Annotated in this window: 28 protein-coding genes; 15 read left to right on the top strand and 13 right to left on the bottom strand. The window is 61.0% G+C overall.

Annotation, left to right across the window (positions count from 1 at the left end):
- Positions 1-82 precede the first annotated feature (82 nt).
- Together AB7M22_RS23470 and AB7M22_RS23465 are read left to right on the top strand one after the other, a co-directional pair.
- Positions 83-967 carry a sugar nucleotide-binding protein gene (locus tag AB7M22_RS23470; RefSeq protein WP_032835255.1) on the top strand — a complete coding sequence of 295 codons (885 nt, stop codon included), beginning with the start codon at positions 83-85 and terminating at the stop codon, positions 965-967.
- Positions 960-1,889 (top strand): NAD-dependent epimerase/dehydratase family protein, encoded by a 930-nt coding sequence (locus AB7M22_RS23465; RefSeq protein WP_454187929.1) that lies wholly within the window; start codon positions 960-962, stop codon positions 1,887-1,889. The genes AB7M22_RS23470 and AB7M22_RS23465 overlap by 8 nt, the downstream gene beginning before the upstream one ends.
- Positions 1,890-2,138: 249 nt before the next feature.
- On the opposite strand, the gene AB7M22_RS23460 is transcribed toward AB7M22_RS23465, so the two are convergent.
- The 5 genes from AB7M22_RS23460 to AB7M22_RS23440 form a co-directional block, all read right to left on the bottom strand.
- On the bottom strand, positions 2,139-2,837 hold the full coding sequence (locus tag AB7M22_RS23460) for an OmpW/AlkL family protein (protein WP_454187928.1): 699 nt from the start codon (positions 2,835-2,837) through the stop codon (positions 2,139-2,141).
- Positions 2,838-3,058: 221 nt separating this feature from the next.
- On the bottom strand, positions 3,059-3,577 hold the full coding sequence (locus AB7M22_RS23455; protein WP_454187927.1) for a DUF3299 domain-containing protein: 519 nt from the start codon (positions 3,575-3,577) through the stop codon (positions 3,059-3,061).
- A gap of 11 nt (positions 3,578-3,588) precedes the next feature.
- The gene (locus tag AB7M22_RS23450; RefSeq protein WP_454187926.1) at positions 3,589-4,854 is read right to left on the bottom strand and encodes an ABC transporter permease; all 1,266 of its coding nucleotides are present in this window, start codon (positions 4,852-4,854) and stop codon (positions 3,589-3,591) included.
- 1 nt (position 4,855) lies between these two features.
- Positions 4,856-5,566, bottom strand: coding sequence for an ABC transporter ATP-binding protein (locus tag AB7M22_RS23445; RefSeq protein WP_454187925.1), 711 nt, complete (start codon positions 5,564-5,566; stop codon positions 4,856-4,858).
- Between the two features lie 153 nt (positions 5,567-5,719).
- On the bottom strand, positions 5,720-6,313 hold the full coding sequence (locus AB7M22_RS23440; protein WP_454187924.1) for a DUF2796 domain-containing protein: 594 nt from the start codon (positions 6,311-6,313) through the stop codon (positions 5,720-5,722).
- A gap of 135 nt (positions 6,314-6,448) precedes the next feature.
- On the opposite strand from AB7M22_RS23440, the gene AB7M22_RS23435 reads away from it, so the two are divergent.
- Positions 6,449-6,796, top strand: a complete 348-nt coding sequence (locus tag AB7M22_RS23435) for a hypothetical protein (RefSeq protein WP_217858198.1) — start codon at positions 6,449-6,451, stop codon at positions 6,794-6,796.
- Between the two features lie 100 nt (positions 6,797-6,896).
- On the opposite strand, the gene trxA is transcribed toward AB7M22_RS23435, so the two are convergent.
- The 3 genes from trxA to AB7M22_RS23420 form a co-directional block, all read right to left on the bottom strand.
- Positions 6,897-7,769, bottom strand: a complete 873-nt coding sequence (trxA, locus tag AB7M22_RS23430; protein ID WP_454187923.1) for a thioredoxin — start codon at positions 7,767-7,769, stop codon at positions 6,897-6,899.
- A gap of 176 nt (positions 7,770-7,945) precedes the next feature.
- The gene (locus tag AB7M22_RS23425; RefSeq protein ID WP_454187922.1) at positions 7,946-8,602 is read right to left on the bottom strand and encodes a class I SAM-dependent methyltransferase; all 657 of its coding nucleotides are present in this window, start codon (positions 8,600-8,602) and stop codon (positions 7,946-7,948) included.
- Complete coding sequence (locus AB7M22_RS23420; protein ID WP_008008962.1) at positions 8,599-9,063, bottom strand: YbaY family lipoprotein; 465 nt, start codon at positions 9,061-9,063, stop codon at positions 8,599-8,601. Before AB7M22_RS23420 ends, AB7M22_RS23425 begins: the two co-directional genes overlap by 4 nt.
- 117 nt (positions 9,064-9,180) lie before the next feature.
- On the opposite strand from AB7M22_RS23420, the gene nrdR reads away from it, so the two are divergent.
- The 12 genes from nrdR (at position 9,181) to AB7M22_RS23360 (ending at position 18,170) form a co-directional block, all read left to right on the top strand.
- Positions 9,181-9,645, top strand: a complete 465-nt coding sequence (gene nrdR, locus AB7M22_RS23415) for a transcriptional regulator NrdR (protein WP_007906838.1) — start codon at positions 9,181-9,183, stop codon at positions 9,643-9,645.
- Positions 9,642-10,775 carry a bifunctional diaminohydroxyphosphoribosylaminopyrimidine deaminase/5-amino-6-(5-phosphoribosylamino)uracil reductase RibD gene (gene ribD, locus AB7M22_RS23410; RefSeq protein WP_454187921.1) on the top strand — a complete coding sequence of 378 codons (1,134 nt, stop codon included), beginning with the start codon at positions 9,642-9,644 and terminating at the stop codon, positions 10,773-10,775. The genes nrdR and ribD overlap by 4 nt, the downstream gene beginning before the upstream one ends.
- A gap of 46 nt (positions 10,776-10,821) precedes the next feature.
- Entirely contained in the window at positions 10,822-11,499 is a 678-nt protein-coding gene (locus AB7M22_RS23405; protein WP_454187920.1) for a riboflavin synthase, read from the top strand.
- 16 nt (positions 11,500-11,515) lie between these two features.
- Positions 11,516-12,607, top strand: a complete 1,092-nt coding sequence (gene ribBA / locus AB7M22_RS23400; RefSeq protein ID WP_007906834.1) for a bifunctional 3,4-dihydroxy-2-butanone-4-phosphate synthase/GTP cyclohydrolase II — start codon at positions 11,516-11,518, stop codon at positions 12,605-12,607.
- Between the two features lie 91 nt (positions 12,608-12,698).
- The gene (gene ribH, locus AB7M22_RS23395) at positions 12,699-13,175 is read left to right on the top strand and encodes a 6,7-dimethyl-8-ribityllumazine synthase (protein WP_003228649.1); all 477 of its coding nucleotides are present in this window, start codon (positions 12,699-12,701) and stop codon (positions 13,173-13,175) included.
- The gene (nusB, locus tag AB7M22_RS23390; protein WP_007906833.1) at positions 13,172-13,672 is read left to right on the top strand and encodes a transcription antitermination factor NusB; all 501 of its coding nucleotides are present in this window, start codon (positions 13,172-13,174) and stop codon (positions 13,670-13,672) included. Before ribH ends, nusB begins: the two co-directional genes overlap by 4 nt.
- A 186-nt stretch (positions 13,673-13,858) precedes the next feature.
- A complete protein-coding gene (thiL, locus tag AB7M22_RS23385) occupies positions 13,859-14,824 on the top strand; it encodes a thiamine-phosphate kinase (RefSeq protein ID WP_454187919.1) in 966 nt (321 codons plus the stop codon).
- On the top strand, positions 14,821-15,324 hold the full coding sequence (locus AB7M22_RS23380; protein WP_007906829.1) for a phosphatidylglycerophosphatase A family protein: 504 nt from the start codon (positions 14,821-14,823) through the stop codon (positions 15,322-15,324). The genes thiL and AB7M22_RS23380 overlap by 4 nt, the downstream gene beginning before the upstream one ends.
- A 47-nt stretch (positions 15,325-15,371) precedes the next feature.
- The gene (locus AB7M22_RS23375) at positions 15,372-16,085 is read left to right on the top strand and encodes a substrate-binding periplasmic protein (protein WP_454187918.1); all 714 of its coding nucleotides are present in this window, start codon (positions 15,372-15,374) and stop codon (positions 16,083-16,085) included.
- A gap of 251 nt (positions 16,086-16,336) precedes the next feature.
- On the top strand, positions 16,337-16,954 hold the full coding sequence (gene ribA, locus AB7M22_RS23370) for a GTP cyclohydrolase II (RefSeq protein WP_007906827.1): 618 nt from the start codon (positions 16,337-16,339) through the stop codon (positions 16,952-16,954).
- Complete coding sequence (locus AB7M22_RS23365; protein WP_454187917.1) at positions 16,951-17,370, top strand: MFS transporter; 420 nt, start codon at positions 16,951-16,953, stop codon at positions 17,368-17,370. The genes ribA and AB7M22_RS23365 overlap by 4 nt, the downstream gene beginning before the upstream one ends.
- Positions 17,370-18,170, top strand: coding sequence for a cobalamin-binding protein (locus tag AB7M22_RS23360; protein WP_454187916.1), 801 nt, complete (start codon positions 17,370-17,372; stop codon positions 18,168-18,170). The genes AB7M22_RS23365 and AB7M22_RS23360 overlap by 1 nt, the downstream gene beginning before the upstream one ends.
- A 133-nt stretch (positions 18,171-18,303) precedes the next feature.
- Here AB7M22_RS23360 and AB7M22_RS23355 read toward each other — a convergent pair whose 3' ends face one another.
- From AB7M22_RS23355 to AB7M22_RS23335, 5 genes are all read right to left on the bottom strand, one after another.
- Positions 18,304-20,187: a TonB-dependent receptor domain-containing protein gene (locus AB7M22_RS23355; protein WP_454187915.1), complete on the bottom strand. Its 1,884-nt coding sequence runs from the start codon at positions 20,185-20,187 to the stop codon at positions 18,304-18,306.
- 129 nt (positions 20,188-20,316) lie between these two features.
- Positions 20,317-22,215 carry a 1-deoxy-D-xylulose-5-phosphate synthase gene (dxs, locus tag AB7M22_RS23350; protein ID WP_454187914.1) on the bottom strand — a complete coding sequence of 633 codons (1,899 nt, stop codon included), beginning with the start codon at positions 22,213-22,215 and terminating at the stop codon, positions 20,317-20,319.
- A gap of 91 nt (positions 22,216-22,306) precedes the next feature.
- On the bottom strand, positions 22,307-23,194 hold the full coding sequence (gene ispA, locus AB7M22_RS23345; RefSeq protein ID WP_454187913.1) for a (2E,6E)-farnesyl diphosphate synthase: 888 nt from the start codon (positions 23,192-23,194) through the stop codon (positions 22,307-22,309).
- Positions 23,191-23,433 (bottom strand): exodeoxyribonuclease VII small subunit, encoded by a 243-nt coding sequence (locus AB7M22_RS23340; protein WP_007894317.1) that lies wholly within the window; start codon positions 23,431-23,433, stop codon positions 23,191-23,193. Before AB7M22_RS23340 ends, ispA begins: the two co-directional genes overlap by 4 nt.
- Positions 23,434-23,707: 274 nt before the next feature.
- Positions 23,708-24,853 carry a Fic family protein gene (locus tag AB7M22_RS23335; protein WP_454187912.1) on the bottom strand — a complete coding sequence of 382 codons (1,146 nt, stop codon included), beginning with the start codon at positions 24,851-24,853 and terminating at the stop codon, positions 23,708-23,710.
- Between the last annotated feature and the right edge of the window lie 76 nt (positions 24,854-24,929).

Genomic DNA, 24,929 nt, shown 5'->3' with positions numbered 1-24,929 from the left:
GATTCCGGCAATTATTGAGGACATCGCCTGCGGGCGCTGTCGATAAAGCCATCGTTCCAATCAGACTGGGCCTGCTGACTCTATGCGAATGCGCCTTATGTTACTGGGCGGCGGAAATGCCCTTGGGCAGGCGCTGATTCGCCTCGGTGCAGAGGAAGACATCGGTTTCCTCGCCCCCCGCCCACCACAAGACGGCTGGGACGCCGCGAGCCTGACGCAACTGCTCGACGATACCCGTCCGGATGCGTTGATCAATCTCGCCTACTATTTTGACTGGTTCCAGGCGGAGACCGTCAGCGAACAGCGTCTGGCCGGGCAGGAGCGAGCCGTCGAACGGCTGGCCGAGCTGTGCCAGCATCACAACATTGTGCTGCTGCAACCGTCGAGTTATCGCGTGTTCGATGGCTCTCGAGCGACTGCCTACAGCGAAAAAGACGAACCGGTACCGCTGGGCCTGCGCGGCCAGGCCTTGTGGCGAATCGAGCAAAGCGTACGCGCCACCTGTCCGCAGCACGTGCTGCTGCGTTTCGGCTGGCTGCTCGATGACAGCCCCGACGGCACCCTTGGGCGATTCCTGAATCGGGCCGAGAAAGCTGAAGAGCTGCTGATGGCCGATGATCGTCGGGGTAATCCGACGCCGGTGGACGATGCCGCCCGGGTGATCATTTCAGTGCTCAAGCAACTCGATTGCTCCGCGCCGCTGTGGGGCACTTACCACTACGCCGGGCATGAGGCGACCACGCCGCTGGCACTGGGGCAGGCGATTCTTACCGAAGCACGCGCCCTGCACCCGTTGGCCATCGAAGCACCGACCGCCCAGGCTCACGCCGCGCGGCCTGACGCCGCCGAAGAACCGCAACACGCGGTGCTGGCCTGCAAGAAAATTCTGCACACTTTCGGGATCAAGCCCCGCGCCTGGCGCGCGGCACTCCCGGGCTTACTGGATAGGTTTTATCGCCATGGCTGACGGCCCTGTTTTAATCACCGGCGGTGCCGGTTTCATCGGTTCGCACCTGACCGACGCCTTGCTTGCCAAAGGGCATTCGGTACGCATTCTCGATGACCTCTCCACCGGCAAACGCAGCAACCTGCCGCTGGACAATCCCCTCGTCGAACTGATCGTGGGCGACGTCGCCGATGCCGCATTGGTGGCGCAGGCGATGGTCGGTTGCAGCGCTGTTGCGCACTTGGCCGCGGTGGCCTCGGTGCAGGCTTCGGTGGATGATCCGGTGAAGACTCACCAGAGCAATTTCATCGGTTCGCTGAATGTCTGCGAAGCCATGCGTCAGACCGGCGTCAAACGGGTGCTGTACGCGTCCAGCGCAGCGGTCTACGGCAACAATGGCGAAGGCGAGTCGATTGACGAAGACACGCCCAAGGCACCGTTGACGCCGTACGCGGCGGACAAATTGGCGAGCGAGCATTACTTCGATTTCTATCGTCGCCAGCACGGTCTGGAGCCGGTGATTTTCCGCTTTTTCAACATCTTCGGCCCGCGCCAGGATCCGTCCTCGCCGTATTCCGGGGTGATCAGCATATTCAGCGAGCGCGCGCAGAAAGGCTTGCCGATCACCGTGTTTGGCGACGGCGAGCAGACTCGGGATTTTGTCTATGTCGAGGACCTGGTGGACGTGTTGGTGCAAGCCATCGAGAAACCGCAGGTCGAAGTCGGCGCGGTGAATGTCGGCTGGAATCAGGCTACGACCCTCAAGCAAATGCTTGCAGCCCTTGAAGCGGTGGTCGGCAAGCTGCCACCCGTGAGCTACGGCCCGGCGCGTTCCGGTGACATCCGCCATTCACGGGCGAACAACCGACGTTTGCTGGAGCGGTTTACCTACCCGGAGCAGACGCCAATGAGTGTCGGCCTGGCGCGGTTGTTGGGGCACTGAGGTTTTACACAGCCATGAAAAAGGCGCCTTTGACGGCGCCTTTTTTGTGTGTCGAATATTACGGTTATGTCTGGTGCAGTCTTTTGTGGCGAGGGGGGGCTAGCCCCCGTTGGGTTGCGAAGCAGCCCCAGCGCATTTCGCCTGACAGTTCTCATCGACTGGATGGCGCCTGCTGCGCAGCCGAACGGGGCGATGCGGCGTTCCGACAAGCCCCCTCGCCACAGGATCTCCTTCGCCAGGATGGGTTACTTAAAACTTGTAACCCAAACCAACCATGTAGATGAACGGGTCCACATCAACGTCGACCTTGGCCCGGGTGCCCGGTGCGACGGCGTTGTTTTCCACGGTCGCGGTGGTGTCGATGTCGATGTAGCGCACCTGGGCGTTGATCATTACGTTGTCGGTCAGCATGTAGTCGGCACCGACCTGCCAGGCCAGCCCCCACGAGTTTTCCGCCTTGAAGTTACTGAAACCGTTGGCGCTCGCTTCGCTGCCGACGTGCTCGTCGTAGATCCAGGTGTAGTTGATACCGCCGCCGATGTACGGCTGGAACGCGGACTTGGAATCCAGTGGGTAGTAGACCAGGCTCAGGGTCGGCGGCAGGTGTTTGAGCGTGCCGAGTTTGCCGTTGGCGGCGCCGAGCGCGGTGCCTTTGAGCTTCACGTCATGCTCGAACGGCGAGGCCGCGAGCAGTTCGATTCCCAGGTTGTTGGTGATCATGTAGGCGAAGTTCAGACCCAGTTGCGTGTCGCTGCTCATGGTGGCCTTGCCACCCAGATCGGCACCCTTCAGCGGGCCTTGATCGACCTTGACGCTGGAACTGTCGGCTTCCGGGTTGACGGTGATCGCACCGGCCCGAACGATGATGTCACCGGCGGTGTGAGCATGGGCGAGCGGGGCTGCGAGCGCGAGGGCGAACAGCGAAGCGCAGAGCAAGGACTTGTGCATGGGAGCTCCAAAGGACGTTAAAAATGTTCGATGTCCAATGGTAGGGATCCAACTGATACGGTCTTTTGATTCAGCTCAATGAAACAGTGATAGCCTTGATTTTTGCGGAACCTTTGATGGCCTCTTCGCGGGCAAGCCTCGCTCCTACGGGGCTTGCGTGACCTCTGTAGGAGCGAGGCTTGCCCGCGAAGGCGTCCTCACTATCAAAACAAAACTACCGGTCACTCCGGCAGTTCATACACATAAATCTTGTCCGCCTCCATCTGATACCCGGCATCCGCCAACTCGCTGGTGGACGCCTTGACCTGCAACGCACCTTCGATCCAGTACGGCTGATACAGCTCGTCAAGCTTCACGCCGACTTTACTTTTGACGTGCACGATCTGGTTCGACGGAGGCGGCGGTACGTGGATGCAGGCGCCGAAATACGGCACCAGCAGAAACTCCGTAGTGCGGCCTTCTTCACTGACTTCCAGCGGCACGATGTACCCCGGTAAACGAATATTCTTGCCGTCGAGGCTCTTCACCACCGGCGCATTCGGCATGTCCTGCTTGGCGGCCGGGGCCGATTCTGCGGACAACGCGTCGCTCATCTTCGACAGATCATGCAGCGGCGTCATATTCGGCACTTCTGGCGCCGCATCCGGCGGGATCATTTCCGACCAGGTCAGGTCCTTTGGCTCGGCCGCCCATAGCGGAAGGGCAACCAGCATCAATAGCGCAAGCACAGCGCGGGGCATCATTAATGTCCTCATAGTCGGATCGACAGGCCGTCGGCCAAGGATTGGCGATAGGCGCGCCAGGCCGGCACACTGCCCATCAGCAGCGCGGCGATCAGGATGCCACCGAGCAGCGTCCATTCATATTCACTTGGCCATGCCAGCGGCAAGTACAAGCCATAATTCGCCTGCACGTAACCCTGCGCCACAGCGATGCACACGTACAACAGCGCCACACCGGCAATCACCCCGGACAACGCCAGGGCAAAGGCTTCCAGCACCAGCAGGGTCGCAATATGCCACGGCCGCGCGCCCACCGAGCGCAGAATCGCCATCTCGCGACGCCGCTCGTTGAGGCTGGTGAGAATCGCCGTGAGCATGCCAATCAACCCGGTCAGCACTACGAACAGCGAGACGACGAACAAGGCTTTTTCCGCCGTGCTCATCAAACTCCACAGCTCCTGCAATGCCACACCCGGCAGGATCGCCAGCATCGGTTCGCCACGGAATTCGTTGATTTCCCGTTGCAGTGCAAACGTCGAAATCTTGCTGTTGAGGCCGAGCATGAACGCGGTGATCGCTTGCGGCGTCAGGTCCATGTTGCGCGCCTGGTCGGCACCGATCCGGCCGTTACCGCGAGCTGGCACGCCGTTGTGCCAGTCGATGTGAATCGCTTCCATCCCACCAAGGCTGATATGCAGCGTGCGGTCCACCGGGGTCCCGGTGCGTTTGAGAATACCGACCACGGTGAACGGTTTGTCGTCGTGTTTGACCAGGCTGATCACCGCCACGCCATGGGCCAGCACCAGTTTGTCGCCGAGCTTGTAATGCAGTGCATCGGCCACTTCGGCGCCGAGCACCACTTCGAACGGATCGCTGGCGAAGGCGCGGCCATCAGCCAGTTCGAGGTGCTGTTGATGGCCGTACTGGTAATGCTCGAAGTACGCCTCGGTGGTGCCCATCACCCGATATCCGCGATGGGAGTCGCCGAGGGACATCGGGATCGCCCACTTCACCTTCGGGTTGTTGGCGAAATGCTCAAAGCTGTCCCAGCGGATGTTGTTGGTGGCGTTGCCGATGCGGAACACCGAATACAGCAGCAGATTCACCGAGCCGGAGCGCGCGCCGACGATCAGGTCGGTGCCGCTGATGGTGCTGGCAAAACTGGCCTTGGCCTCGGTGCGCACGCGCTCCACCGCCAGCAGCAGGCAGACCGACAGGGCGATGGCGAACGCGGTGAGGATCGCGGTGAAGCGACGGTTAGCCAGACTGGCCATGGCTAGACGAAACAAATACATCTCAGACCTCGGACGGGGTGGCGGCGCGATTGAGATCGGCCAGTGACAGGTGGCGATCGAACAGCGGCGCGAGGCTCTGGTCATGGCTGACAAACAACAGGCTCGACCCGGCTTCTCGGCATTCGGCGAACAGCAGGCGAATGAAGTTCTCGCGGGCGTCGTAGTCCAGCGCCGAGGTCGGTTCGTCGGCGATCACCAGTTCCGGCTGACCGATCAACGCACGTGCGGCGGCGACCCGTTGCTGTTGGCCGATGGACAGCGAATCGGCGCGGCGGCTGAGGATGCTTTCATCCTTCAGGCCCAAGTGGGCGAGCAGGGTGCCCGCGGCCTGATCGACGCTGCCGTGGCGCTGTTTCGCCCGTTCGGCACGCAGCTTGGAGAAGTGGCAGGGCAACTCGACGTTCTCGCGCACCGAGAGAAACGGCAGCAAGTTGAACTGCTGGAAGATGTAGCCGGTGTGATCGACCCGGAAGTGGTCGCGGGCACCGGCAGAGAGTTCGGTCAGCTCCTGGCCGAGCAGGCGGATGCTGCCGCGATCAGGCTTTTGCACGCCACCGAGCAGGCCGAGCAGGGTGGTCTTGCCACTGCCGCTGGGGCCTTTGAGGAACAGGGTTTCACCTGGCATAAGACGAAACGCCGGGATGTCCAGCAGTGGCGGATGACCGGGCCAGCTGAAGCCCAGGTCGGACAGTTCGATGAGTGCTTGGGTCATGGCGCCGATTTCATGGGTTTGTCTCAATTTCACATTCAACACCAACCCCTGTAGGAGCGAGGCTTGCCCGCGAAGGCGTTCTCACAGTCAACATCCCTGTTGGATGTGACGGCCTCTTCGCGGGCAAGCCTCGCTCCTACAGGGGGTGGTGGATCAGAATTTCAGGGCGGCCGCCTTGGCCGTCACTTCAACCCCTTGCTGCCCGCTCGGGCTGATCAGTTGTACCTGAATCTTCTGTGTGGCCGGGAATGTGTTGAAGATATTCGCCAGGTCCAGGGTCTTCAGCGCGCCCGGGGCCGAGCAGCTGAATTGGTAATGGACATGGATTTCGCTGTGATCATGGTGATGTTCATGACCGTCCTTGTCCGCTTCGTCGTGGTCATCATCGGCATCCGGCTTGTCACCGAACAGCGGGCTTTCCAGTTCCTGAGTCGCGACCACGCAACCGGCGGCTTTTGGCAGGTTGAACAGCACCAGCGGTTTTTCCAGCTGGGCACGGACGGCAGCGACTTTGGCCTTGTCGGCATCGCTGGTGGCGGTGTGTTCGAAACCCACCAGGTTCATCGCCGGGCTTTCCAGTTCCAGCTCCAGGGTCTGGCCATCCAGCGCCGCGTTCAGGCGACCGACGCCATGTTCGTGGGCGCTGAGGCTGCCATGTTCATCATGATCGTGATCATGCTCGACCGCCGAATGGGCGACAGCCAGCGGCAACAAGGCAAACGGCAAAGCGAGCAGCAGACGGCGCATGGCGGGTCTCCGAAAAGTAAAATGAAAAATTTGTTATGTAATCTTATAACGAAAGTGCCGAGAGTTTGACCGTCTGCTTGGCGTTGCGCAAGACCCATGGGAGCATGCGAGTCAGGTATGTGCAGGAGCAGACTTATGTTACGAATACGCGGAAGCATCGGCGACTGGCCGGTGGATTTGACGCTGGAACTGGATGAGGGCGACTGGGCGCAGCTCGGTGCGCAGTTGCAGGCAGCAAAACCCGAGGCGAGTGTTGCGCCCGCCAAACCGGTGAATCAGGACGATGCGCTGTGGCAGATCGCCCAAGAGTTACTGCGCAAGGCCGGGCAATTGAGCGGGCCGGATCTGCTGGAGCAGCTGGAAGGGCTGACCGGCAGCGCAGCGGCGGGCAAGCGTTTGTTGGTGCGCTTGCGCCACTGCGCAAACGTCAAAGTGGTGAGCGGCGGGGATACGCCGCTGTACCACTGGATCGAGCCAGCGTAGGAATCGGGTTCACACGGACGAAAGATCGCAGCCTGCGGCAGCTCCTACGTGGGATCTGTATTCCCCTGTAGGAGCTGCCGAAGGCTGCGATCATTTGATCTTAATAGAGCGCAGCAAACAACTTGCGACGGTACGTGGTTACCAGCGGGTGATCGTTGCCCAGCAGTTCGAACACTTGCAGCAAGGTCTTGTGCGGCAAGCCTTCGCTGTAGCTGCGATTGCGGATGAACAGCTTCAGCAAGGCATCCAGCGCCGCGTCGTATTGCTGACGGGCCAGTTGCTGGACCGCCAGTTGATAGACGGCCTCATCGTCCTGCGGATTTTTCGCCAGACGCGCTTTCAGGTCTGCCGCATCCGGCAAATCCCTGGCCTGACCGAGGAACTGGATCTGCGCCTTGGCGCCGGCCAGGGCAGCCTTGTGCTCATCGGTCTTGACCGCATCGAGCACGATTTGCGCTTCACCCAGTTCGCCGCGCTCGGTGAGACAGCGGGCATAGAGAATCAGCGCCTTGGCGTTGGTGTTGTCTTCAGCCAGCAGTACTTTGAGCGTGGCTTCGGCGTCGGCGTAACGGCCGTCATCGAACAGCGCCTGAGCCTGTTCGAACGGGTCGGCAGCAGCGGGCGGCGGCATTTGCACGTGGGGCTCGAGCATGGTGCGCACTGCCGATTCCGGTTGCGCACCGGCAAAACCGTCCACCGGCTGACCGTCCTTGAACAACACCACAGTCGGCAAGCTGCGAATGCCGAAGCGCGCAACAATGTCCTGCTCGATGTCGCAATTGACCTTGGCCAGCAGCAACTCGCCCTGATAGCTCTCGGCGATGGTTTGCAGCATCGGCATCAAGGCCTTGCACGGGGCACACCATTCGGCCCAGAAATCCACCAGCACCGGTTTGTGAAAAGAGTTCTCGATCACCGACTGGTCGAAATCGGCAGTCGTGGCGTCGAAAATGTACGGCGTTTCCTGACTCATGGGGGATCTCGTAAAAGCGTGGATGGGTCAACTATACGGCTTGGTGGGGGGTGGCCGGAAGCGGTGTGCCATTGAGAGGTGTACTGCCCGACGGGACGCCTTCGCGAGCAAGCCTCGCTCCTACAGTTTCGAAATCTACACCCACCCTGTAGGAGCGAGGCTTGCCCGCGAAGCTTTTAGCCACGCCGCGCGTGGTAAAGGCTCACATGCCGAAACTCTTCAGGTTCGGCCAGATCGGGCAAGGTCATTGCCTCCAGCATTTCGATGCGCCGATACAACGGATGGCGAAAATCCCGCACCCGCGAATCCGCCACCAACGCTTCCCGGCCACGGCTGAGAAACTCGTCGAGCAACGGCAGGTTTGCCCGGTCGTACAACACGTCGGCCACCAGAATCAGATCAAACCGATCGGCCTCGGTGAAAAAGTCCGTCGAGTAGCTGAGCTGCACGCCATTGAGTTTGGCATTCGCCCGACACGCGGCAATCGCCAACGGGTCGAGGTCACAGGCCACCACTTCCAGCGCCCCGGCTTTCACCGCCGCAATCGCGGCCACCCCTGAGCCGGCGCCGAAATCCAGCACCCGTTTACCTTCGACCCATTGCGGGTGCTCGGCGAGATAACGCGCCACGGCCAGCCCACTGGCCCAGCAGAAACTCCAGTACGGCGGCTCGTGGAGAATCCGCCGGGTTTCTTCCGGGCTGAAGGCACGGTCCATGTTGTCGCCGTCGATCAGCCAGAGTTTCAGTTCGGTGCCCGGTAACTCACAGGCTACAAGCTGTGCATCGCCCAGCAGTTCACTTAACGCCTGTTGCAGGTCGAGCGGTGCAATCATGGCGCTTTGACGAATTGCAGCTGACCCAATGCCTGGGTGGTTGGCTGTGTGATCATTTGCGCCGGCAGATGCAGAATCAACTGCCCGGACTGGCTGGCTCGACCGCGAAGTTCGACGCGGGCGCCGGCCGGAAAGGATTCAGGGTTGAAGCGCAGGCGAAACGGCAACACTTGATTGGTACCGATCAGGTTGGCACTGGCGAGTAATAGTTGCGGACGATCCTTTTCGTCGATCACCAGCAACGCCAGTTCGACTTCGGCATCGGCCGGCACGCCCAGCAGGGTGCCACTGATTTCACGTTGGTAAGCCGGCAGCGGACCGAGCTCGGCCGACGCCTTGGCTTTCTTCTGCGCCTGTTGCGGTGCAGGGCCGGGCGTTGGCGGCTGGGGCTTGGGCGCATCGCTGCCACAGGCCACCAACAGGCTGAAAAGACTGAGCAAAATGAGTGGTCGTAAAGACATTGGCGGCTCCAGCAAGTGAAATCCATAGACAGCCAGTCTGTATACCGCAAACCCTATGGCTTGTCTTGCCACGGGGATGCGCTACCATGGCCCTCCCATTTTTTGTTGCCTGCCACCATGCACTGTCCCTTCTGCGGTGCCAACGACACCAAGGTCATCGACTCGCGTCTGGTCGCCGAGGGCGAACAGGTGCGCCGCCGGCGTGAATGCCTGGCCTGCGGCGAGCGTTTCACGACGTTCGAAACCGCTGAACTGGTGTTGCCGCGCCTGATCAAAACCGACGGCAGTCGCCAGCCGTTCGACGAAGAAAAACTCCGTGCTGGCATGCAGCGGGCGCTGGAGAAGCGCCCGGTGAGTGTCGAACGCCTCGAATCGTCGCTGGTGCACATCAAACACAAGCTGCGCGCCACCGGCGAACGCGAGGTCAAATCCCTCGTGGTCGGCGAACTGGTGATGGCCGAGCTGAAGAAGCTTGATGAAGTCGCCTATATCCGCTTCGCTTCGGTGTACCGACGCTTCCAGGACCTCAACGAGTTCCGCGAAGAGATCGATCGCCTCGCCCGTGAGCCGGTGAAAGAATGACCACACCTCCCGAACAAGCCATCCTCGACGCGCATTACATGGCCCGGGCCCTGGAACTGGCGCGCAAAGGTCATTACACGACGCATCCCAACCCCCGGGTTGGCTGCGTGGTGGTGCGTGACGGGCAGATTGTCGGCGAAGGCTGGCATGTGCGCACCGGTGAGCCCCACGCCGAAGTCCACGCCCTGCGCGCCGCTGGCGACAAGGCGCGGGGCGCCACGGCTTACGTGACCCTCGAACCTTGCAGCCACCACGGCCGTACGCCGCCCTGCGCCGATGCGCTGGTGAATGCCGGTGTGGCGCGTGTCGTTGCGGCGATGCAGGACCCGAACCCGGAAGTCGCCGGTCGCGGTCTGCAGCGCCTGGCCCAGGCCGGTATCGCCACTGAAAGCGGCGTGCTGGAAGGCGAGGCGCGCAAGCTCAATCAAGGCTTCCTCAAACGCATGGAACATGGCTTGCCGTTCGTGCGGGTCAAGTTGGCGATGAGCCTCGACGGCCGCACGGCGATGGAAAGCGGCGAGAGCCAGTGGATCACCGGACCGGCGGCGCGTTCGGCAGTACAGCATTTGCGCGCCGAGGCCAGCGTGGTGCTGACCGGCGCCGACACGGTACTGGCGGACAATGCGCGCTTGACCGTGCGTGCCGACGAGTTGGGGCTGGATGCTGAACAGACCGCGTTGGCCATGAGCCGTCCGCCGCTTCGCGTGCTGATCGACGGTCGCCTGCGGGTGCCGCTGAATGCACCGTTCTTCAAGGCGGGTCCGGCACTGGTCGCCACGTGTGTCGCGGTGGAAGAACAGTACGCCAACGGCCCGGAATGCCTGATCGTGCCGGGTGATGATGGCCAGGTCGATCTGCATCAGTTGCTGGTCGAACTCGCCAACCGTGGTGTCAATGACGTGCTGGTCGAGGCCGGCCCACGACTGGCTGGCGCGTTTGCCCAGCTCGGGCTGGTGGATGAGTTCCAGGTCTTCATCGCCGGCAAGTTTCTCGGTTCCTCGGCCCGACCCTTACTGGACTGGCCACTGGCGCAGATGAAAGACGCGCCCGAGCTCAAAATCACTGAAATCCGCGCGGTTGGCGATGACTGGCGAGTCACTGCCATCCCTGTGCCATCGGCGAGCGTATAATTCCGGCCATTGCTCTAGCGCTGGCCCTGTTCTCGAGGAGGACTCCATGTTTACCGGCATCATCGAATCCATCGGCAGTATTCGTGCATTGACCCCAAAAGGCGGAGATGTGCGGGTCCACGTAGAAACCGGCAAGCTCGACCTGAGCGACGTCAAACTGGGCGACAGCATTGCCGTCAATGGCGTGTGCCTGACCGCGGTTGAATTGCCGGGCAATGGCTTTGCGGCGGACGTCAGCCGCGAAACCCTCGACTGCACCGCCATGAATGACCTCAAAAGCGGCAGCCCGGTCAACCTGGAAAAAGCCCTGACCCCGACCACGCGTCTGGGTGGGCATCTGGTCAGCGGTCACGTCGATGGCGTGGGCGAAGTGGTTGCCCGCACCGAAAATGCTCGCGCTGTGGAGTTCCGCATCCGTGCCCCGAAAGACCTGGCCAAGTACATCGCCCATAAAGGCTCGATCACCGTCGACGGCACCAGCCTGACCGTGAACGCAGTCGATGGCGCCGAGTTCTTGCTGACGATCATTCCGCACACCCTGAGCGAAACCATCATGGCGTCGTACCAGCCGGGTCGCCGGGTGAACCTGGAAGTCGACTTGCTGGCCCGTTATCTGGAGCGTCTGCTTTTAGGCGATAAAGCCGCAGAGTCTGACTCTTCGCAAAGGCCGTCCAGTAACATTACCGAAAGCTTTCTGGCCGCCAACGGCTATCTCAAATCCTGACCCAAGGGGGTGCCTTGTGGCGCTCAATAGCATCGAAGAACTGGTTGAAGACATCCGCCAAGGCAAGATGGTCATCCTCATGGATGACGAAGATCGCGAGAACGAAGGCGACCTGATCATGGCCGCCGAGTGCTGCCAGCCTGAACACATCAACTTCATGGCCAAGCACGCCCGTGGCCTGATCTGCATGCCAATGAGCCGCGAGCGCTGCGAACTGCTCAAGCTGCCGTTGATGGCGCCACGCAACGGTTCCGGTTTCGGCACCAAGTTCACCGTGTCCATCGAAGCCGCCGAAGGCGTGACCACCGGTATCTCCGCCGCCGACCGTGCGCGCACCGTGCAGGCCGCTGCCGCCAAAGACGCCAAGGCTGAAGACATCGTCAGCCCCGGCCACATCTTCCCGCTGATGGCCCAGGCCGGCGGTACGCTGGCCCGCGCCGGTCATACCGAAGCTGCCTGCGACCTGGCGCGCATGGCCGGTTTCGAGCCGAGCGGTGTGATCTGCGAAGTGATGAACGACGACGGCACCATGTCCCGTCGCGCCGAACTCGAAGCGTTTGCCGCTGAACACAACATCAAGATCGGCACCATCGCCGACCTGATTCACTACCGGATGATCCACGAACGTACCGTTCAGCGGATTGCCGAGCAGCCGCTGGACAGCGAATTGGGCCAGTTCAACCTGGTGACCTATCGTGATTCGGTGGAAGGCGACGTGCACATGGCCCTGACCCTGGGCACCGTATGCGCCGAAGAGCCGACGCTGGTCCGGGTGCATAACATGGACCCGCTGCGTGACCTGTTGATGGTCAAGCAACCGGGCCGCTGGAGCCTGCGCGCCGCCATGGCTGCGGTTGCCGAGGCTGGCAGCGGCGTGGTGCTGTTGCTCGGTCACCCGCTCGATGGCGACGTGTTGCTGGCGCACATTCGCGAAACCGCGGATCACAGCGCCGTGAAAAAACCGACCACCTACAGCATCGTCGGTGCCGGTTCGCAGATCCTTCGCGACCTTGGCGTGCGCAAAATGCGCCTGATGAGTGCGCCGATGAAATTTAATGCGATATCCGGTTTCGATCTGGAAGTTGTAGAATACGTGCCCTCCGAATAATGACCGGCAGTTTGCGGGCCTGTATTCGCGGTTAACACATCACTGAGGGACGCGTAGAAAACGCGTCCCGGCTCTTTAAGAGATCTAACGAATGACCCTGAAGACCATCGAAGGTACCTTCATCGCCCCTAAAGGCCGCTACGCTTTGGTAGTGGGCCGTTTCAACAGCTTCGTCGTTGAAAGCCTGGTCAGCGGTGCAGTTGATGCCCTGGTTCGCCATGGCGTGAGCGAAAGCGACATCACCATCATCCGTGCGCCTGGCGCCTTCGAAATCCCGCTGGTTGCGCAGAAAGTCGCTCAGAAGGGCGAGTTCGCGGCAATCATCGCCCTGGGCGCAGTCATTCGTGGCGGTACTCCGCACTTCGAATACGTGGCGGGCGAATGCACCAAGGGCCTGGCCCAGGTGTCCATGGAGTTCGGCGTACCGGTCGCTTTCGGCGTACTGACCGTTGATTCCATCGAACAAGCCATCGAACGTTCCGGCACCAAGGCCGGTAACAAAGGTGCTGAAGCTGCCCTGTCCGCTCTGGAAATGGTCAGCCTGCTGGCGCAGTTGGAGGCCAAGTGATTAGCGACGAAAGTGATCGTTTCAACCCGCGCGATCCAAAGCCTGCGGATGCCGGCAAGCCATCGAAAAGCGTCAAGCGTCGTGAAGCCCGTCAGCTCGCGACTCAGGCGCTGTACCAATGGCACATGGCCAAGCAGTCGCTGAACGAGATCGAAGCGCAGTTTCGGGTCGATAACGATTTCAGCGATGTCGACGGCGCCTACTTCCGTGAAATCCTGCATGGGGTTCCGGCTCAGAAGGACCGGATCGACGCCGCACTGGCGCCATGCCTGGACATCACGATCGAAGAGCTGGACCCGGTTGAACTGGCCGTTCTGCGCCTGTCCACCTGGGAACTGCTTGAGCGTGTGGACGTGCCGTACCGCGTTGTGATCAACGAAGGTATCGAACTGGCCAAGGTCTTCGGTTCCACCGACGGCCACAAGTTCGTCAACGGTGTACTCGACAAGCTGGCCCCGCGTCTGCGTGAAGCTGAAGTGAAGGCGTTCAAGCGCTGATTGGCGCTTGAACTCTTTGTCTCAGTGTCCTGTCTCGCCGATACGTTCGTTTTTTAGCGAGTGGCTGGTGTTGCCAGACAAGGCGCCGCGACGAGTCATAGCTGGCTATGGCGAGGAGTGGCAACGCAGTATGGCGACACTAGACGCCGCTAAAAAATGAACAGTATTGGTGAGACAGGACACCCAATGGGCGAGTTTGAGTTGATCCGCAATTTCTTCGCCGCCGCGCCTTGTGCGCAAGGCGGCGAAGGCGTTGCCCTTGGGATTGGCGATGACTGCGCCTTGCTGGCTGTTCCTCCCGGGGAACAGTTGGCCATTTCCACCGACACGCTTGTGGCTGGTGTGCATTTCGCAGACCCCTGCGACCCGTTTCTGCTCGGTCAGCGCTCGCTGGCTGTGGCCGTCAGTGATCTGGCCGCCATGGGCGCCACTCCCATTGCCTTTACCCTTGCCTTGACCTTGCCGACGGTGACCACCGATTGGCTGGAAGCCTTCGCCCGTGGTTTGAACCTCATGGCGCAAAATTGCGCTGTGGCGCTGGTGGGTGGCGATACCACCCGCGGGCCGTTGAGCCTGACCATGACCGTATTCGGTCGGGTGCCGGCCGGTTTGGCGTTGACCCGCAGCGGCGCTCAACCGGGCGATTTGCTCTGCGTGGGCGGAGAGCTGGGTAACGGCGCGGGCGCATTGCCGCTGGTGCTCGGCCAGCGGATGGCTGACGCGGCCATCGCTGATCCGTTGCGTGCCCATTACTGGTCGCCGCAACCGCAGCTGGGTCTGGGCATGGCGTTGCGCGGCAGAGCCACTGCGGCGCTGGACATCTCCGACGGCCTGCTCGCCGACTGTGGGCATATTGCCTTGGCGTCGAAAGTCGGGGTTCAGGTGGAGCGGAGTAAACTGCCGTTGTCGAAAGCGCTGCTGGCCTTCCTCGGTCAGTCCGGCGCGGAGCAAGCCGCCCTGAGCGGTGGTGACGATTACGTGCTGGCCTTCACCTTGCCGCCCGCCGAGTTGCCATCATTGCTGGCGGACGGCTGGCCGATCCATGTGCTTGGGCGCGTCGTAGAAGGGCAGGGCGTGACACTGCTGGATGCCGACGGACACGACATCACCCCGTCAATCCGGGGTTATCAACATTTTCGGGAGACACCGTGACAGATCATCCCAAACAGGTCCCGGCGGAGTTCGTACCGCCGTCGGTCTGGCGCAACCCTTGGCATTTCCTGGCGTTCGGCTTCGGCTCGGGCACCCTGCCAAAAGCGCCGGGCACCTGGGGTTCGTTAGTGGCGTTACCCTTCATTCCGTTGTGGCAGATGCTGCCCGATTGGGGTTATTGGCTGATGCTCGGCATCACCATGCTGTTCGGCTTCTGGCTGTGCGGCAAGGTCGCCGATGATTTGCGCGTGCACGACCACGAAGGCATCGTCTGGGACGAAATGGTCGGGATGTGGATCACCCTGTGGCTGGTGCCGGAAGGCTGGTATTGGTTGCTGGCGGGGTTCCTGATGTTCCGCTTCTTCGACATCCTCAAGCCTTGGCCGATTCACTGGATAGACCGGCATGTGCACGGTGGTGTCGGGATCATGCTCGACGACGTGCTGGCAGGCGTATTTGCGTGGCTGGCGATGCAAGGGCTGGTGTGGATTTTCGTCTGAGGCGCCAAGTGAGAGAACCGGGGATAGCGCGACGCGGGTTGCTGCTGATGGTTTTCGCGCTATTTTGCTCGTTCGCCCAGGCGGGGGATGCGCCGACGACGCCGTCCGTGATTCACCTCGCCAGCGAAGCCTGGGAAGACTTTACCACCGCCGATGGCCATGGTTTGGGCTGGGACGTGTTGCGCGAAGTGTTCGAGCCGGCTGGCGTCAAACTGGATATTCGAATCGAACCGTATACACGCGCCACGGGCCTTGCACAGCGTGGCGAAGTGGACGCTTGTGTCGGTGCCTATCGGGATGAAGTCAGCGACGTGCTCTATCCGCGCTGGAGTTTCGATACCGATCCAATCTATGCACTGGGTCTGGCCAGCAATCCGGCGCCGACTCTGCAAACCCTGGGCAACTATCGATTGGCCTGGGTGCGCGGCTACAAGTACCAGGCTTATCTGCCCAATGTGCAGCGCTATAACGAAGTCGTGCGGCGGACGGGAATTGTGTCGATGCTGACCCACAATCGCGCCGACTATTACATCGATGCCCTGACAGAAATCGATTACATCGTTAATCAAGCCAAGGACCCGTCGCAGTTTCGCCGCACGCACATCGTGGACCTGCCACTGTACCTGTGCTTCGCCGATACACCTCGGGCTCGCACGTTGATGGCGCTGTTCGATCAGCGCATGGAAGTATTGGTCAAAAATGGCCGGTTGAAACCGATTTTCGAACGCTGGAAGCAACCCTATCCGTTTGAGTCGAACTGAGCACAGATCATGCGGTTGGCGACGACTTCCCTGTGGGAGCGAGCCTGCTCGCGATGGCGGACTGTCAACTAACACAGATGTAACTGACAATCAGCTATCGCGAGCAGGCTCGCTCCCACAGGGGACAGGCGGGTTTGATATCAAACTTTTTGATCGTTATGCCCCATAATTCAGCCTAAGCGTCTGTAGGAACGTGCTGTTACAATGCCGCCTCTGCGAATCTTCAGTACCTATAGATCAGGAGCACACCGGTGCCTGTCGTTTTTGTCGCCGCTTCCAAGCTGCCAACGCCTTTTGCGCAATTCACCATGCATGGCTTTCTCGATGAAGAGAACGGGCGCGAGCACGTAGTACTAAGCCTGGGTGAATTTGCCGACGGTGCTCCGGTACTCGGCCGGTTGCACTCCGAATGCCTGACCGGCGATGCCTTGTTCAGCCAGCGTTGCGACTGCGGTTCGCAACTCGAGGCGGCGTTGCAGGCGATCGCCCGTGAAGGCCGTGGCGTGTTGCTCTACTTGCGTCAGGAAGGTCGCGGCATTGGCCTGCTGAACAAGATCCGCGCCTATGAATTGCAGGATGGCGGTGCCGACACCGTTGAAGCCAACGAGCGTCTGGGTTTCGCCGCCGACCAGCGCGACTACGCCATGTGCCTGCCGATGCTGGAGCACCTGGGCGTGAAGTCCCTGCGTCTGATGACCAACAACCCACGCAAGGTCAAAGCCTTGACCGACATGGGCATCGTGGTTGCCGAGCGAGTGCCGTTGCACACCGGGCACAACCCGCACAACAAACTCTATCTGGCCACCAAGGCCAGCAAGCTCGATCACATGATGGGCAATGAGCACCAAGGCGAGGTTGACCGGGCGTGACCCGCGGTCAGGTACGGCGGCGACTGTCCGTCAACTGGTGGCAATACCTGGCGCTGGCCTTGGTGCCATTGTTCGTGATCAACGGCGTATTCGGCCAGAGCGAGGCAATTGTGCCGGTGCTGGCCATGCCATTGTTCATCGCCGGCGTGGCCTCGATGTTTGTCAGCCTGAAGTTCTTCGGCGGCTACAAACACGCGCTGATCGCCACCCAGAAAGCCCTCGATACCCCTGATGAACCCGACGCCTGGATCGCCCTGGCCGCGAAACGCCGCACCGCGTTTCTGGCGGCCGGCCTGCCCGCCTGGATCGGTGCGCTGGCGGTGTTCGTCGGTCTTGAAGCCGTTCCATTGGTGCTGCTGGCGCTGTCGACCGCGGTGCTGTTCTACCTCTACCGTATCCCGCGTCAACTCGGCTGATGCGCAGTGTCTGGCTGGCGGTGTTGCTGCTGGCCGTCAGCGGTTCGGCGGTTGCGGTTGAGCGGGTCGTCAGTCTGGCGCCGTCGCTTTCTGAGATTGTCGTTGAGCTGAACTCGGCTGACCTTCTGGTCGGTGTGCTGGATGCCGGCGAACGTCCCGCTGAACTCAAAGATATTCCTTCCGTTGGCAGCTACGGCCAGTTGGACATCGAGCGACTGCTCAGCCTCAAGCCCGATCTGCTACTGCTCTGGCCGGGCAGTGTAGGGCCGGCCCAGCGTGAGCAGCTCAAACGGCTGAACATTCCCACCTATGTCGCCGAACCCCGCAACCTCGAACAACTTACCGCCCAGATTGAAGTGATCGCTACGCAGCTCGGAAGGCCTGAACGTGGCGTTTTATTGGCCGAAAATCTGCTTCAACGACTCGATTCCCTGCGCCAGCGCTATCGAAGAGATGAGCCGTTACGGGTGTTTTATCAAGTCTGGGACCGGCCGCTGTACACCGTGGGCGGTGGGCAGATCATCAGCGATGCGCTGGAGGTGTGCGGGGCGCACAATGTGTTTGCCGACCTGACGCAGCCTGCTCCGCAGGTCAGTGTTGAAGCGGTGTTGCAGCGCAATCCCGAGGTGATTCTGGCCAGCGATCAGGCGCAGCTCGACGCATGGAAGGCCTGGCCCCAGGTGACGGCGGTGGTGCAGGGGCAATTGCTGCTGGTGACGGATAAAGGCCTGGAGCGGCCGAGTGGGCAGATGATCGAAGCGACTGCCAAGTTGTGCCAAGTGATCGCGCCGGACCGTTGAGACTGAGGCGCGGCCTTCGCGGGCAAGCCTCGCTCCTACAGGATTGGAGTTATTCAATTTTTTTGAACGACTCAAACCCGTAGGAGCGAGGCTTGCCCGCGAAGAGGCCCGCCTGAACACTGCTGATCTCTGGTCAAAACCCCGGCGTCCAGGTCACCCCGAACATCCACGCCCGGCCTTCCTCGCGATACCCATACTGACTGCCGTCATGGCTGTACAGCGCCCGGCTGTAACCCTTGTCCAGCAGGTTATCGACCTTCAATTCCAGCTTGATCTCGCGATTCAGCGCCCAACTGCTGCGCAACCCCAACAACGCATATCCGCCCAACGGCTGCTGGTTGTTCTCGTCGTCAAAACTGCTGCTCACTGCCTGCCAACTGGCACCGAAGCCCAGTCGATCGAATTGTCGATCAAGGTCCAGGCTCAAAGTCCGCCGTGCACGACGGGCGAGGGTGTGGCCGCTGTCGCGATCCCGCGGGTCGATGATCGCCAAGCCAAGGTTGCTCTGCCAGCCGAACAGCTCTTGTTTCAAGGCCGCTTCGAAACCGTTGATCCGCGCCGAGGCGACGTTCGCCGGGCGGTTGTTGCTGCCGAAAATAATCGCGTCTTGCAGGTCGGTGCGGTACAGCGAAGCTTCCAGGCGACTGTTCTGCGTCAGCTGACTGCGCCATTGCAGCTCATAACTTTTTGAGGTTTCGGGTTTCAAATCCGGATTGCTGAAATCCGGGTAGTACAGGTCGTTGAAGGTCGGCGCGCGGAAGCCTTCGCTGTAGGTCAACAGCACATCGTTGTCCGGGTTCAGCGGCAGCGTGAACGTGCCGCTCCAGCTGTTCTGGCTGCCGAACTGCTGGTTCTGGTCGCGACGCAGGCCCAGTTCGGTAGAGAAACTGTCGGCTTGATAGCGATGCTGGATAAACGCTGCACGGTTCCAGCGGCTGTCTTCGTCGAACGCTGTGCTGCTGTTGATTCGGTCTTCGTACCAGTCGCCGCCGAGGATCAGGCTGTTGCGCTCATCCAGGGTCAGGTCGTTCTGCCAGTTCACCGAATCGCGATAAGTATTGAACACGCTGCGCTCGTCGCTGAGCTTGTCGAGCGTCTTCTCGCGGTTTTCGCTGTGGCCGAATTCGACGCGGGTTTTCCAGGCGTCATTGATGCGCGCATCGACGTAACTGCTGACGCTGCTCACCGCGAACTCACTGTAGGGCTGCTGCTGGACCGATTCAAAGGTGTTCATGTCGAAGCGACCGAACGGGTTATCGAACGCACTTTTGCCCCGGTTATCCAGCAGATTGGCGCCGACTTCGATGTCGTCGGTGAGGGTGTGACTCAGGCTTAAGCTGACCGATTTATTACGGTATTCATCGTGATCGCCATCACTGGGATAAGACTGGTGGGTGCGATTGATGCCTGCGGTTTCATCGAGGCTGGCGCCGAGATTGAAGTGTGTCTGCCCATCGCCACCAGACAATCCAAGGCTGCGTTCCCAGGTCTGATTGCTGCCAACCCCCACGTGCATGCGGGGTTGCAAGCCCTGTTCGCCACCACGGCGGGTGAAGATCTGGATCACCCCGCCAATCGCATCGCTGCCGTAAATCACTGAGCGCGAACCCCGCAGCACTTCCACGCGCTCGACCTGTTCGATGTTGATGTGTTGCAGGTTGCTGTCGCCGGAGGTCGAGTTGCCGATGCGCTGGCCGTCGACCAGCACCAGACTTTGCGCCGACTTGGTACCGCGAATATAGACCCCCGGCAGACTGCCGCGCCCGCCAGTTTGCCCGACCTGTACGCCCGGTACGCGGCGCAGCAGGTCAGTGACACTGCTCGGTTGCAGACGGTCGATGTCGTCGCGGGTGAACACCGTGTTGGCGGCGCTGCTGTCGTTGCGCGCTTCGACCTGACGGTTGGCGCTGATCAGTACGTCCGGCAGTTTCAGGGCTTGGTCGCGTTCGAAGGTGTCGGCCAAGAGTTGGCCGGCCGGCAGGAGGGCCAGCGCCAGGGTGAGATGGGGGAGTTTCATCGGCAATCCGTAACAAACACGGTACTTGTAGGAGCGAGGCTTGCCCGCGAAGAGGCCGTAACGTCCAACATCTATGTTGCCTGTTGAATCGCCTTCGCGGGCAAGCCTCGCTCCTACAGGGGAGGGGGGTTACAAGACCAGCAATTGCAGGCGCTGCCGCACCGCTTCTTCGATCCCAACCTCATCCAGCCCGCATTCGGCCAGCATTTGCGCAGGCTTGGCGTGCTCCACATAGGCATCCGGCAAGCCCAGGTGCAGCACCGACTTGAGGATGTTCTCGCGGGCGAGGAACTCACTGACCGCACCACCGGCACCGCCCATGATGGCGTTCTCTTCGACGGTCACCAACAACTCGTGGCTGCCGGCGATTTCGCGAACCAGAGCTTCGTCGAGCGGTTTGACGAAACGCATATCGACCACGGTCGCATCCAGCTTCTCGGCGACTTTCAGTGCCTCGGCCAATTGCACGCCGAACACCAGCAGGGCGACTTTGCTGCCCTGACGGCGGACGACACCCTTACCGATTTCAATCGGCTCGAGGTCTTTCGCGATCGGCGCATTCGGGCCGGTGCCGCGCGGATAACGCACCGCCGCCGGGCCGTCGTACAGGTGGCCAGTGCTGAGCATTTTGCGCAGTTCGTTTTCGTCGCTCGGGGTCATCACCAGCATGCCGGGGATGCAACGCAGGAACGACAGGTCAAAGCTGCCCGCGTGTGTCGGACCGTCCTCGCCCACCAGACCTGCGCGGTCGATGGCGAACAGCACATCGAGGTTTTGCACCGCCACATCATGCACAAGCTGGTCGTAAGCGCGTTGCAGGAAGGTCGAATAGATCGCCACCACCGGTTTTGCGCCTTCGCAGGCCATACCGGCGGCGAGGGTCACGGCGTGTTGCTCGGCAATCGCCACGTCGAAATAACGCTCCGGGAAGCGCTCGCTGAACGCCACCAGGTCGGAGCCTTCCTTCATCGCCGGGGTAATCCCGACCAGGCGCGGATCGACCGCGGCCATGTCGCACAGCCATTCACCGAACACACCGGAATACTTCGGCCCGCCGGCTTTCTTCGGCGCGGCGGCCGGAGCATCCACAGGTTCGAGTTTGGTGATGGCGTGGTAACCGATCGGGTCGACTTCCGCTGGAGCGAAGCCTTTGCCTTTTTTGGTGACCACGTGCAGGAATTGCGGGCCTTTCAGATCGCGCATGTTGCGCAGGGTGGCGATCAGGGTCGGCAGATCGTGGCCATCGATCGGGCCGATGTAGTTCCAGCCGAGCTCTTCGAACAGCGTGCCGGGAACCAGCATGCCCTTGGCGTATTCTTCGGTGCGACGGGCGATTTCCCAGGCGCCGGGCAGACGCGACAGAACCTTTTTGCTGCCTTCGCGCATGCTCGCGTAAGTGCGGCTGGAAAGGATTTTCGCCAGATAGTTCGACAGCCCGCCGACGTTGCGCGAGATCGACATGTCGTTGTCGTTGAGGATCACCAGCATGTTGGCATTCACTTCCGGCGCGTGGTTCAACGCCTCGAAGGCCATGCCGGCGGTCAGTGCGCCGTCGCCAATCACTGCGATCGCCTTGCGATCACTGTGTTGCAGGCGGGCGGCAATCGCCATGCCCAGCGCTGCGCTGATCGACGTGCTGGAGTGACCGACGCCAAAGGTGTCGTACTCACTCTCGGAACGACGCGGGAAGGCGGCAACGCCGTCCTTCTGGCGCAGGGTGCCCATGCGCTCGCGACGGCCGGTGAGGATTTTGTGCGGGTAGGCCTGATGACCCACGTCCCACACCAACCGGTCGTCCGGGGTGTCGAAGACGTAATGCAACGCGATGGTCAGCTCGATCACGCCCAGGCCGGCACCGAAATGCCCACCGGTCTGACCGACCGTGTAGAGCAATTCCAGGCGCAACTCATCGGCCAGGGTTTCCAGCTCGGCTTCGCCTAACCGGCGCAGGCCGTCCGGCGTGTTGGCACGGTCGAGCAGGGGCGTGGTCGGGCGCTTGCGGGGAATCTCATGAAACGTCGTGGGCATCAGGCGAATCGTTATAGGTATAAAAGATGCGGCAGTTTACCTGATGCATCGCCCCCTGCCCACGCGTTGGTTTTTTTTGGCGGATACGCCGTTAGCTGCGGCGATCGACGATGTACCGGGCCAGATCGCGCAATGGCTCAGCCGCCGCGTCAAACGGTCGCAGCGCGTGCAGGGCCTGATCGCGCAGTTCCAGGGCGTAGGCCTTGGCCGCGTCGAGACCGAGCAGTGCCGGGTAGGTCGGCTTGTCCCGAGCGATATCGGCGCCTTGGCGCTTGCCGAGGGTTTCGGTGTCACTTTCAACGTCGAGAATGTCGTCCTGGACCTGAAATGCCAGGCCGATGGCCTGTGCATAACTCTGCAAGGACTTCAGTTCGTCCTTCGCCGCATGACCGCTGGCCAAGGCACCGAGCTTGACGCTGACCTCGATCAACGCGCCGGTCTTGTGCCGGTGCATGTATTCAAGGGCTTTTTGATCGAGCTTCAGACCCACCGAACCGAGATCGATAGCTTGCCCGCCGACCATACCCGCCGGGCCCGCCGCCAACGCCAGGGCGCTAACCATCTGCAGACGGATTTCGGCGTCGCAACTGCTCAGGCGCGGGTCGAGCAGGGCGCTGAAGGCCAGGCTCTGCAAACCGTCACCAGCGAGGATCGCGCAAGCTTCGTCGAATTTCTTATGCGTCGTCGGCTGGCCGCGACGCAGATCGTCGTCGTCCATGGCTGGCAAATCATCGTGCACCAGCGAATAGGCGTGGATCAGCTCAACCGCACAGGCCGCGCCGTTGGCTTGCTCGGCCTTGCCGCCCAACGCCTCACATGCAGCGTAAGCCAGCAACGGGCGCACGCGCTTGCCGCCGTTCATCACGCTGTAGCGCATGGCTTCATAGAGGCGGGCGAGTTCAGGGCCTGGGGCGTTGAACAGGGTTTCCAGTGCAGCATTGACGCGGGCCTGGCTGGTCGCCGAATACGCCGCAATCATTCTGGCTGATCCGCGTCGAAGGGTTCCTCGGCCAGCTCACCATCACGCTCGAGCAGCACTTGAACCTTCTGCTCGGCCTGAGCCAGCGCCGCCTGGCAATCGCGGGTCAGACCGATGCCCTGCTCGAAAGCAGTCAGCGAGTCTTCCAGCGATAATTCGCCGTTCTCCAGACGCTCCACCAGCGTTTGCAGGTCAGCGAGGGATTGTTCGAAATCCAGTGCAGCTTTTTTGCGGGCCATGGCGGCTATTTCCGGTTGACGTTAAACCGGCGCGACACTAGCAGACATAGGGGTTATGGGCAAATAAGCGGGGTCTATGACGCTGCAGTTTCCGGGTGAAAACACACCCTGTGGTGAGGGAGCTTGCTCCCGCTGGGGCGCGGAGCGGCCCCTAAACCAGACGGCGTGTTTCTTCAGGCATACCGCATTCAGCAATTTGCGACTGCTACGCAGCCGAACGGGGCGATGCGGCGTTCCGACAAGCCCCCTCGCCACAGTGCTATATCGATCATGATTAATCTGTTGAGTCATCGGGATCGCAGATTTGATATCGAGTACTGCGCCCGCCGCCGGGCAGGCGTTTCAGGCAGCCCTTCTCCAGCAGTTCGGCCAGATGACGGGTTGCGGTGGCTTTGGAAACCTTTGCCACTGCCTGGTATTGAGCGGCGCTGATGCCATTATCGAAACCTCGTTCCCCACCATCGAGCAAGCGATTCAGTACTTTGGTCTGCTCGGTCGACAGTCCGGATTCCCGATGTGCCTGCCAGAAACGCGCCTTGCCCAGTACCGACTCAATCCGCGTCATGGCTTGCTGCAAGCTGCACAACAAGGTTTGCAGGAACCACTCCAGCCACTCGGTGATATCCAGCGTGGCTTTCTGACTGGTTTCCAGCACTCGGTAATAGCCTGAACGATCACCCAGAATGCTCGCCGACATGGCGTAGAAACGGATGGCCTGAGCCTCGCCCTGAGCCAAGGCCAGATCAGTGATCGTTCGCGTCAGGCGACCGTTGCCATCGTCGAAAGGATGCAACGTCACGAACCAGAAATGCGCGACGCCGGCCCGCAGCAAAGGGTCGAGGCCAATCTGATTTCGGCTGGCTTCAAACCAGGTCAGGAAGGTATCGAGTTGTCGTTCAAGACCAAGGCGAGGCGGCGCTTCGAAGTGAACGGTAGGCCTGTCGAGGCGCCCGGACACCACTTGCATCGGCTCGTCGCCGCGCAAGGCTGCGACATGGATCGATCGGGCGGCGAGATCCGTGTCTTGCTCAGGAAACAGCCATTTGTGCCAATCCAGCAATCGAACCAATGTCAGTGGTTCAGCGAAATGCCGGGTCGCGTCGAGCATCAATTGCGCAAGGCCTTCGCTGCGCTGGCTGATTTTATCGCCCGCGACCTGTTCCAGCCCCAATCGTCGCGCCAATGACGAACGAACCGAGCCGATATTCAGCTGTTCGCCCTCAATCGCCGACGAGGTCACGATGTTCTGCAAAAGCGCATCCAGTTCGCTTTGCGCGCTCAACGAGCGGCCTACCGAACTGGCCATGCCCATCAACCGACCTTGCGCCTGAACGCAGTCGCGCAACAGTGGCGCCAAACGCTCGGCTTGCCATTGAAAGTTCGGCCAATCAGGCTGCTGCCAGATCCAGTGAGGTGCCATGGAGTCGGTACTCTTGGAATGACTGAGCCGATTAAAAATGCTATTCGGCTCATATAGTGAGCCGAATATGACGCCT

It is taken from the genome of Pseudomonas sp. ADAK2 TE3594 (assembly GCF_053628675.1).
This window is presented reverse-complemented; position numbering and strand designations above follow the sequence as displayed.

Coding starts and splice junctions, on each gene's coding strand:
- AB7M22_RS23470 (WP_032835255.1), top strand. CDS start 83: ATGCGAATGCGCCTTATGTTACTGGGCGGCGGAAATGCCCTTGGGCAG.
- AB7M22_RS23335 (WP_454187912.1), bottom strand. CDS start 24,853: ATGGCACCTCACTGGATCTGGCAGCAGCCTGATTGGCCGAACTTTCAA.
- AB7M22_RS23375 (WP_454187918.1), top strand. CDS start 15,372: ATGGTTTTCGCGCTATTTTGCTCGTTCGCCCAGGCGGGGGATGCGCCG.
- ribD (WP_454187921.1), top strand. CDS start 9,642: ATGACCACACCTCCCGAACAAGCCATCCTCGACGCGCATTACATGGCC.
- AB7M22_RS23425 (WP_454187922.1), bottom strand. CDS start 8,602: ATGATTGCACCGCTCGACCTGCAACAGGCGTTAAGTGAACTGCTGGGC.
- thiL (WP_454187919.1), top strand. CDS start 13,859: ATGGGCGAGTTTGAGTTGATCCGCAATTTCTTCGCCGCCGCGCCTTGT.
- AB7M22_RS23360 (WP_454187916.1), top strand. CDS start 17,370: ATGCGCAGTGTCTGGCTGGCGGTGTTGCTGCTGGCCGTCAGCGGTTCG.
- AB7M22_RS23405 (WP_454187920.1), top strand. CDS start 10,822: ATGTTTACCGGCATCATCGAATCCATCGGCAGTATTCGTGCATTGACC.
- AB7M22_RS23355 (WP_454187915.1), bottom strand. CDS start 20,187: ATGAAACTCCCCCATCTCACCCTGGCGCTGGCCCTCCTGCCGGCCGGC.
- AB7M22_RS23435 (WP_217858198.1), top strand. CDS start 6,449: ATGTTACGAATACGCGGAAGCATCGGCGACTGGCCGGTGGATTTGACG.
- AB7M22_RS23465 (WP_454187929.1), top strand. CDS start 960: ATGGCTGACGGCCCTGTTTTAATCACCGGCGGTGCCGGTTTCATCGGT.
- dxs (WP_454187914.1), bottom strand. CDS start 22,215: ATGCCCACGACGTTTCATGAGATTCCCCGCAAGCGCCCGACCACGCCC.
- AB7M22_RS23455 (WP_454187927.1), bottom strand. CDS start 3,577: ATGCCCCGCGCTGTGCTTGCGCTATTGATGCTGGTTGCCCTTCCGCTA.
- AB7M22_RS23460 (WP_454187928.1), bottom strand. CDS start 2,837: ATGCACAAGTCCTTGCTCTGCGCTTCGCTGTTCGCCCTCGCGCTCGCA.
- ispA (WP_454187913.1), bottom strand. CDS start 23,194: ATGATTGCGGCGTATTCGGCGACCAGCCAGGCCCGCGTCAATGCTGCA.
- AB7M22_RS23450 (WP_454187926.1), bottom strand. CDS start 4,854: ATGTATTTGTTTCGTCTAGCCATGGCCAGTCTGGCTAACCGTCGCTTC.
- nrdR (WP_007906838.1), top strand. CDS start 9,181: ATGCACTGTCCCTTCTGCGGTGCCAACGACACCAAGGTCATCGACTCG.
- AB7M22_RS23420 (WP_008008962.1), bottom strand. CDS start 9,063: ATGTCTTTACGACCACTCATTTTGCTCAGTCTTTTCAGCCTGTTGGTG.
- AB7M22_RS23340 (WP_007894317.1), bottom strand. CDS start 23,433: ATGGCCCGCAAAAAAGCTGCACTGGATTTCGAACAATCCCTCGCTGAC.
- ribH (WP_003228649.1), top strand. CDS start 12,699: ATGACCCTGAAGACCATCGAAGGTACCTTCATCGCCCCTAAAGGCCGC.
- AB7M22_RS23440 (WP_454187924.1), bottom strand. CDS start 6,313: ATGCGCCGTCTGCTGCTCGCTTTGCCGTTTGCCTTGTTGCCGCTGGCT.
- trxA (WP_454187923.1), bottom strand. CDS start 7,769: ATGAGTCAGGAAACGCCGTACATTTTCGACGCCACGACTGCCGATTTC.
- AB7M22_RS23445 (WP_454187925.1), bottom strand. CDS start 5,566: ATGACCCAAGCACTCATCGAACTGTCCGACCTGGGCTTCAGCTGGCCC.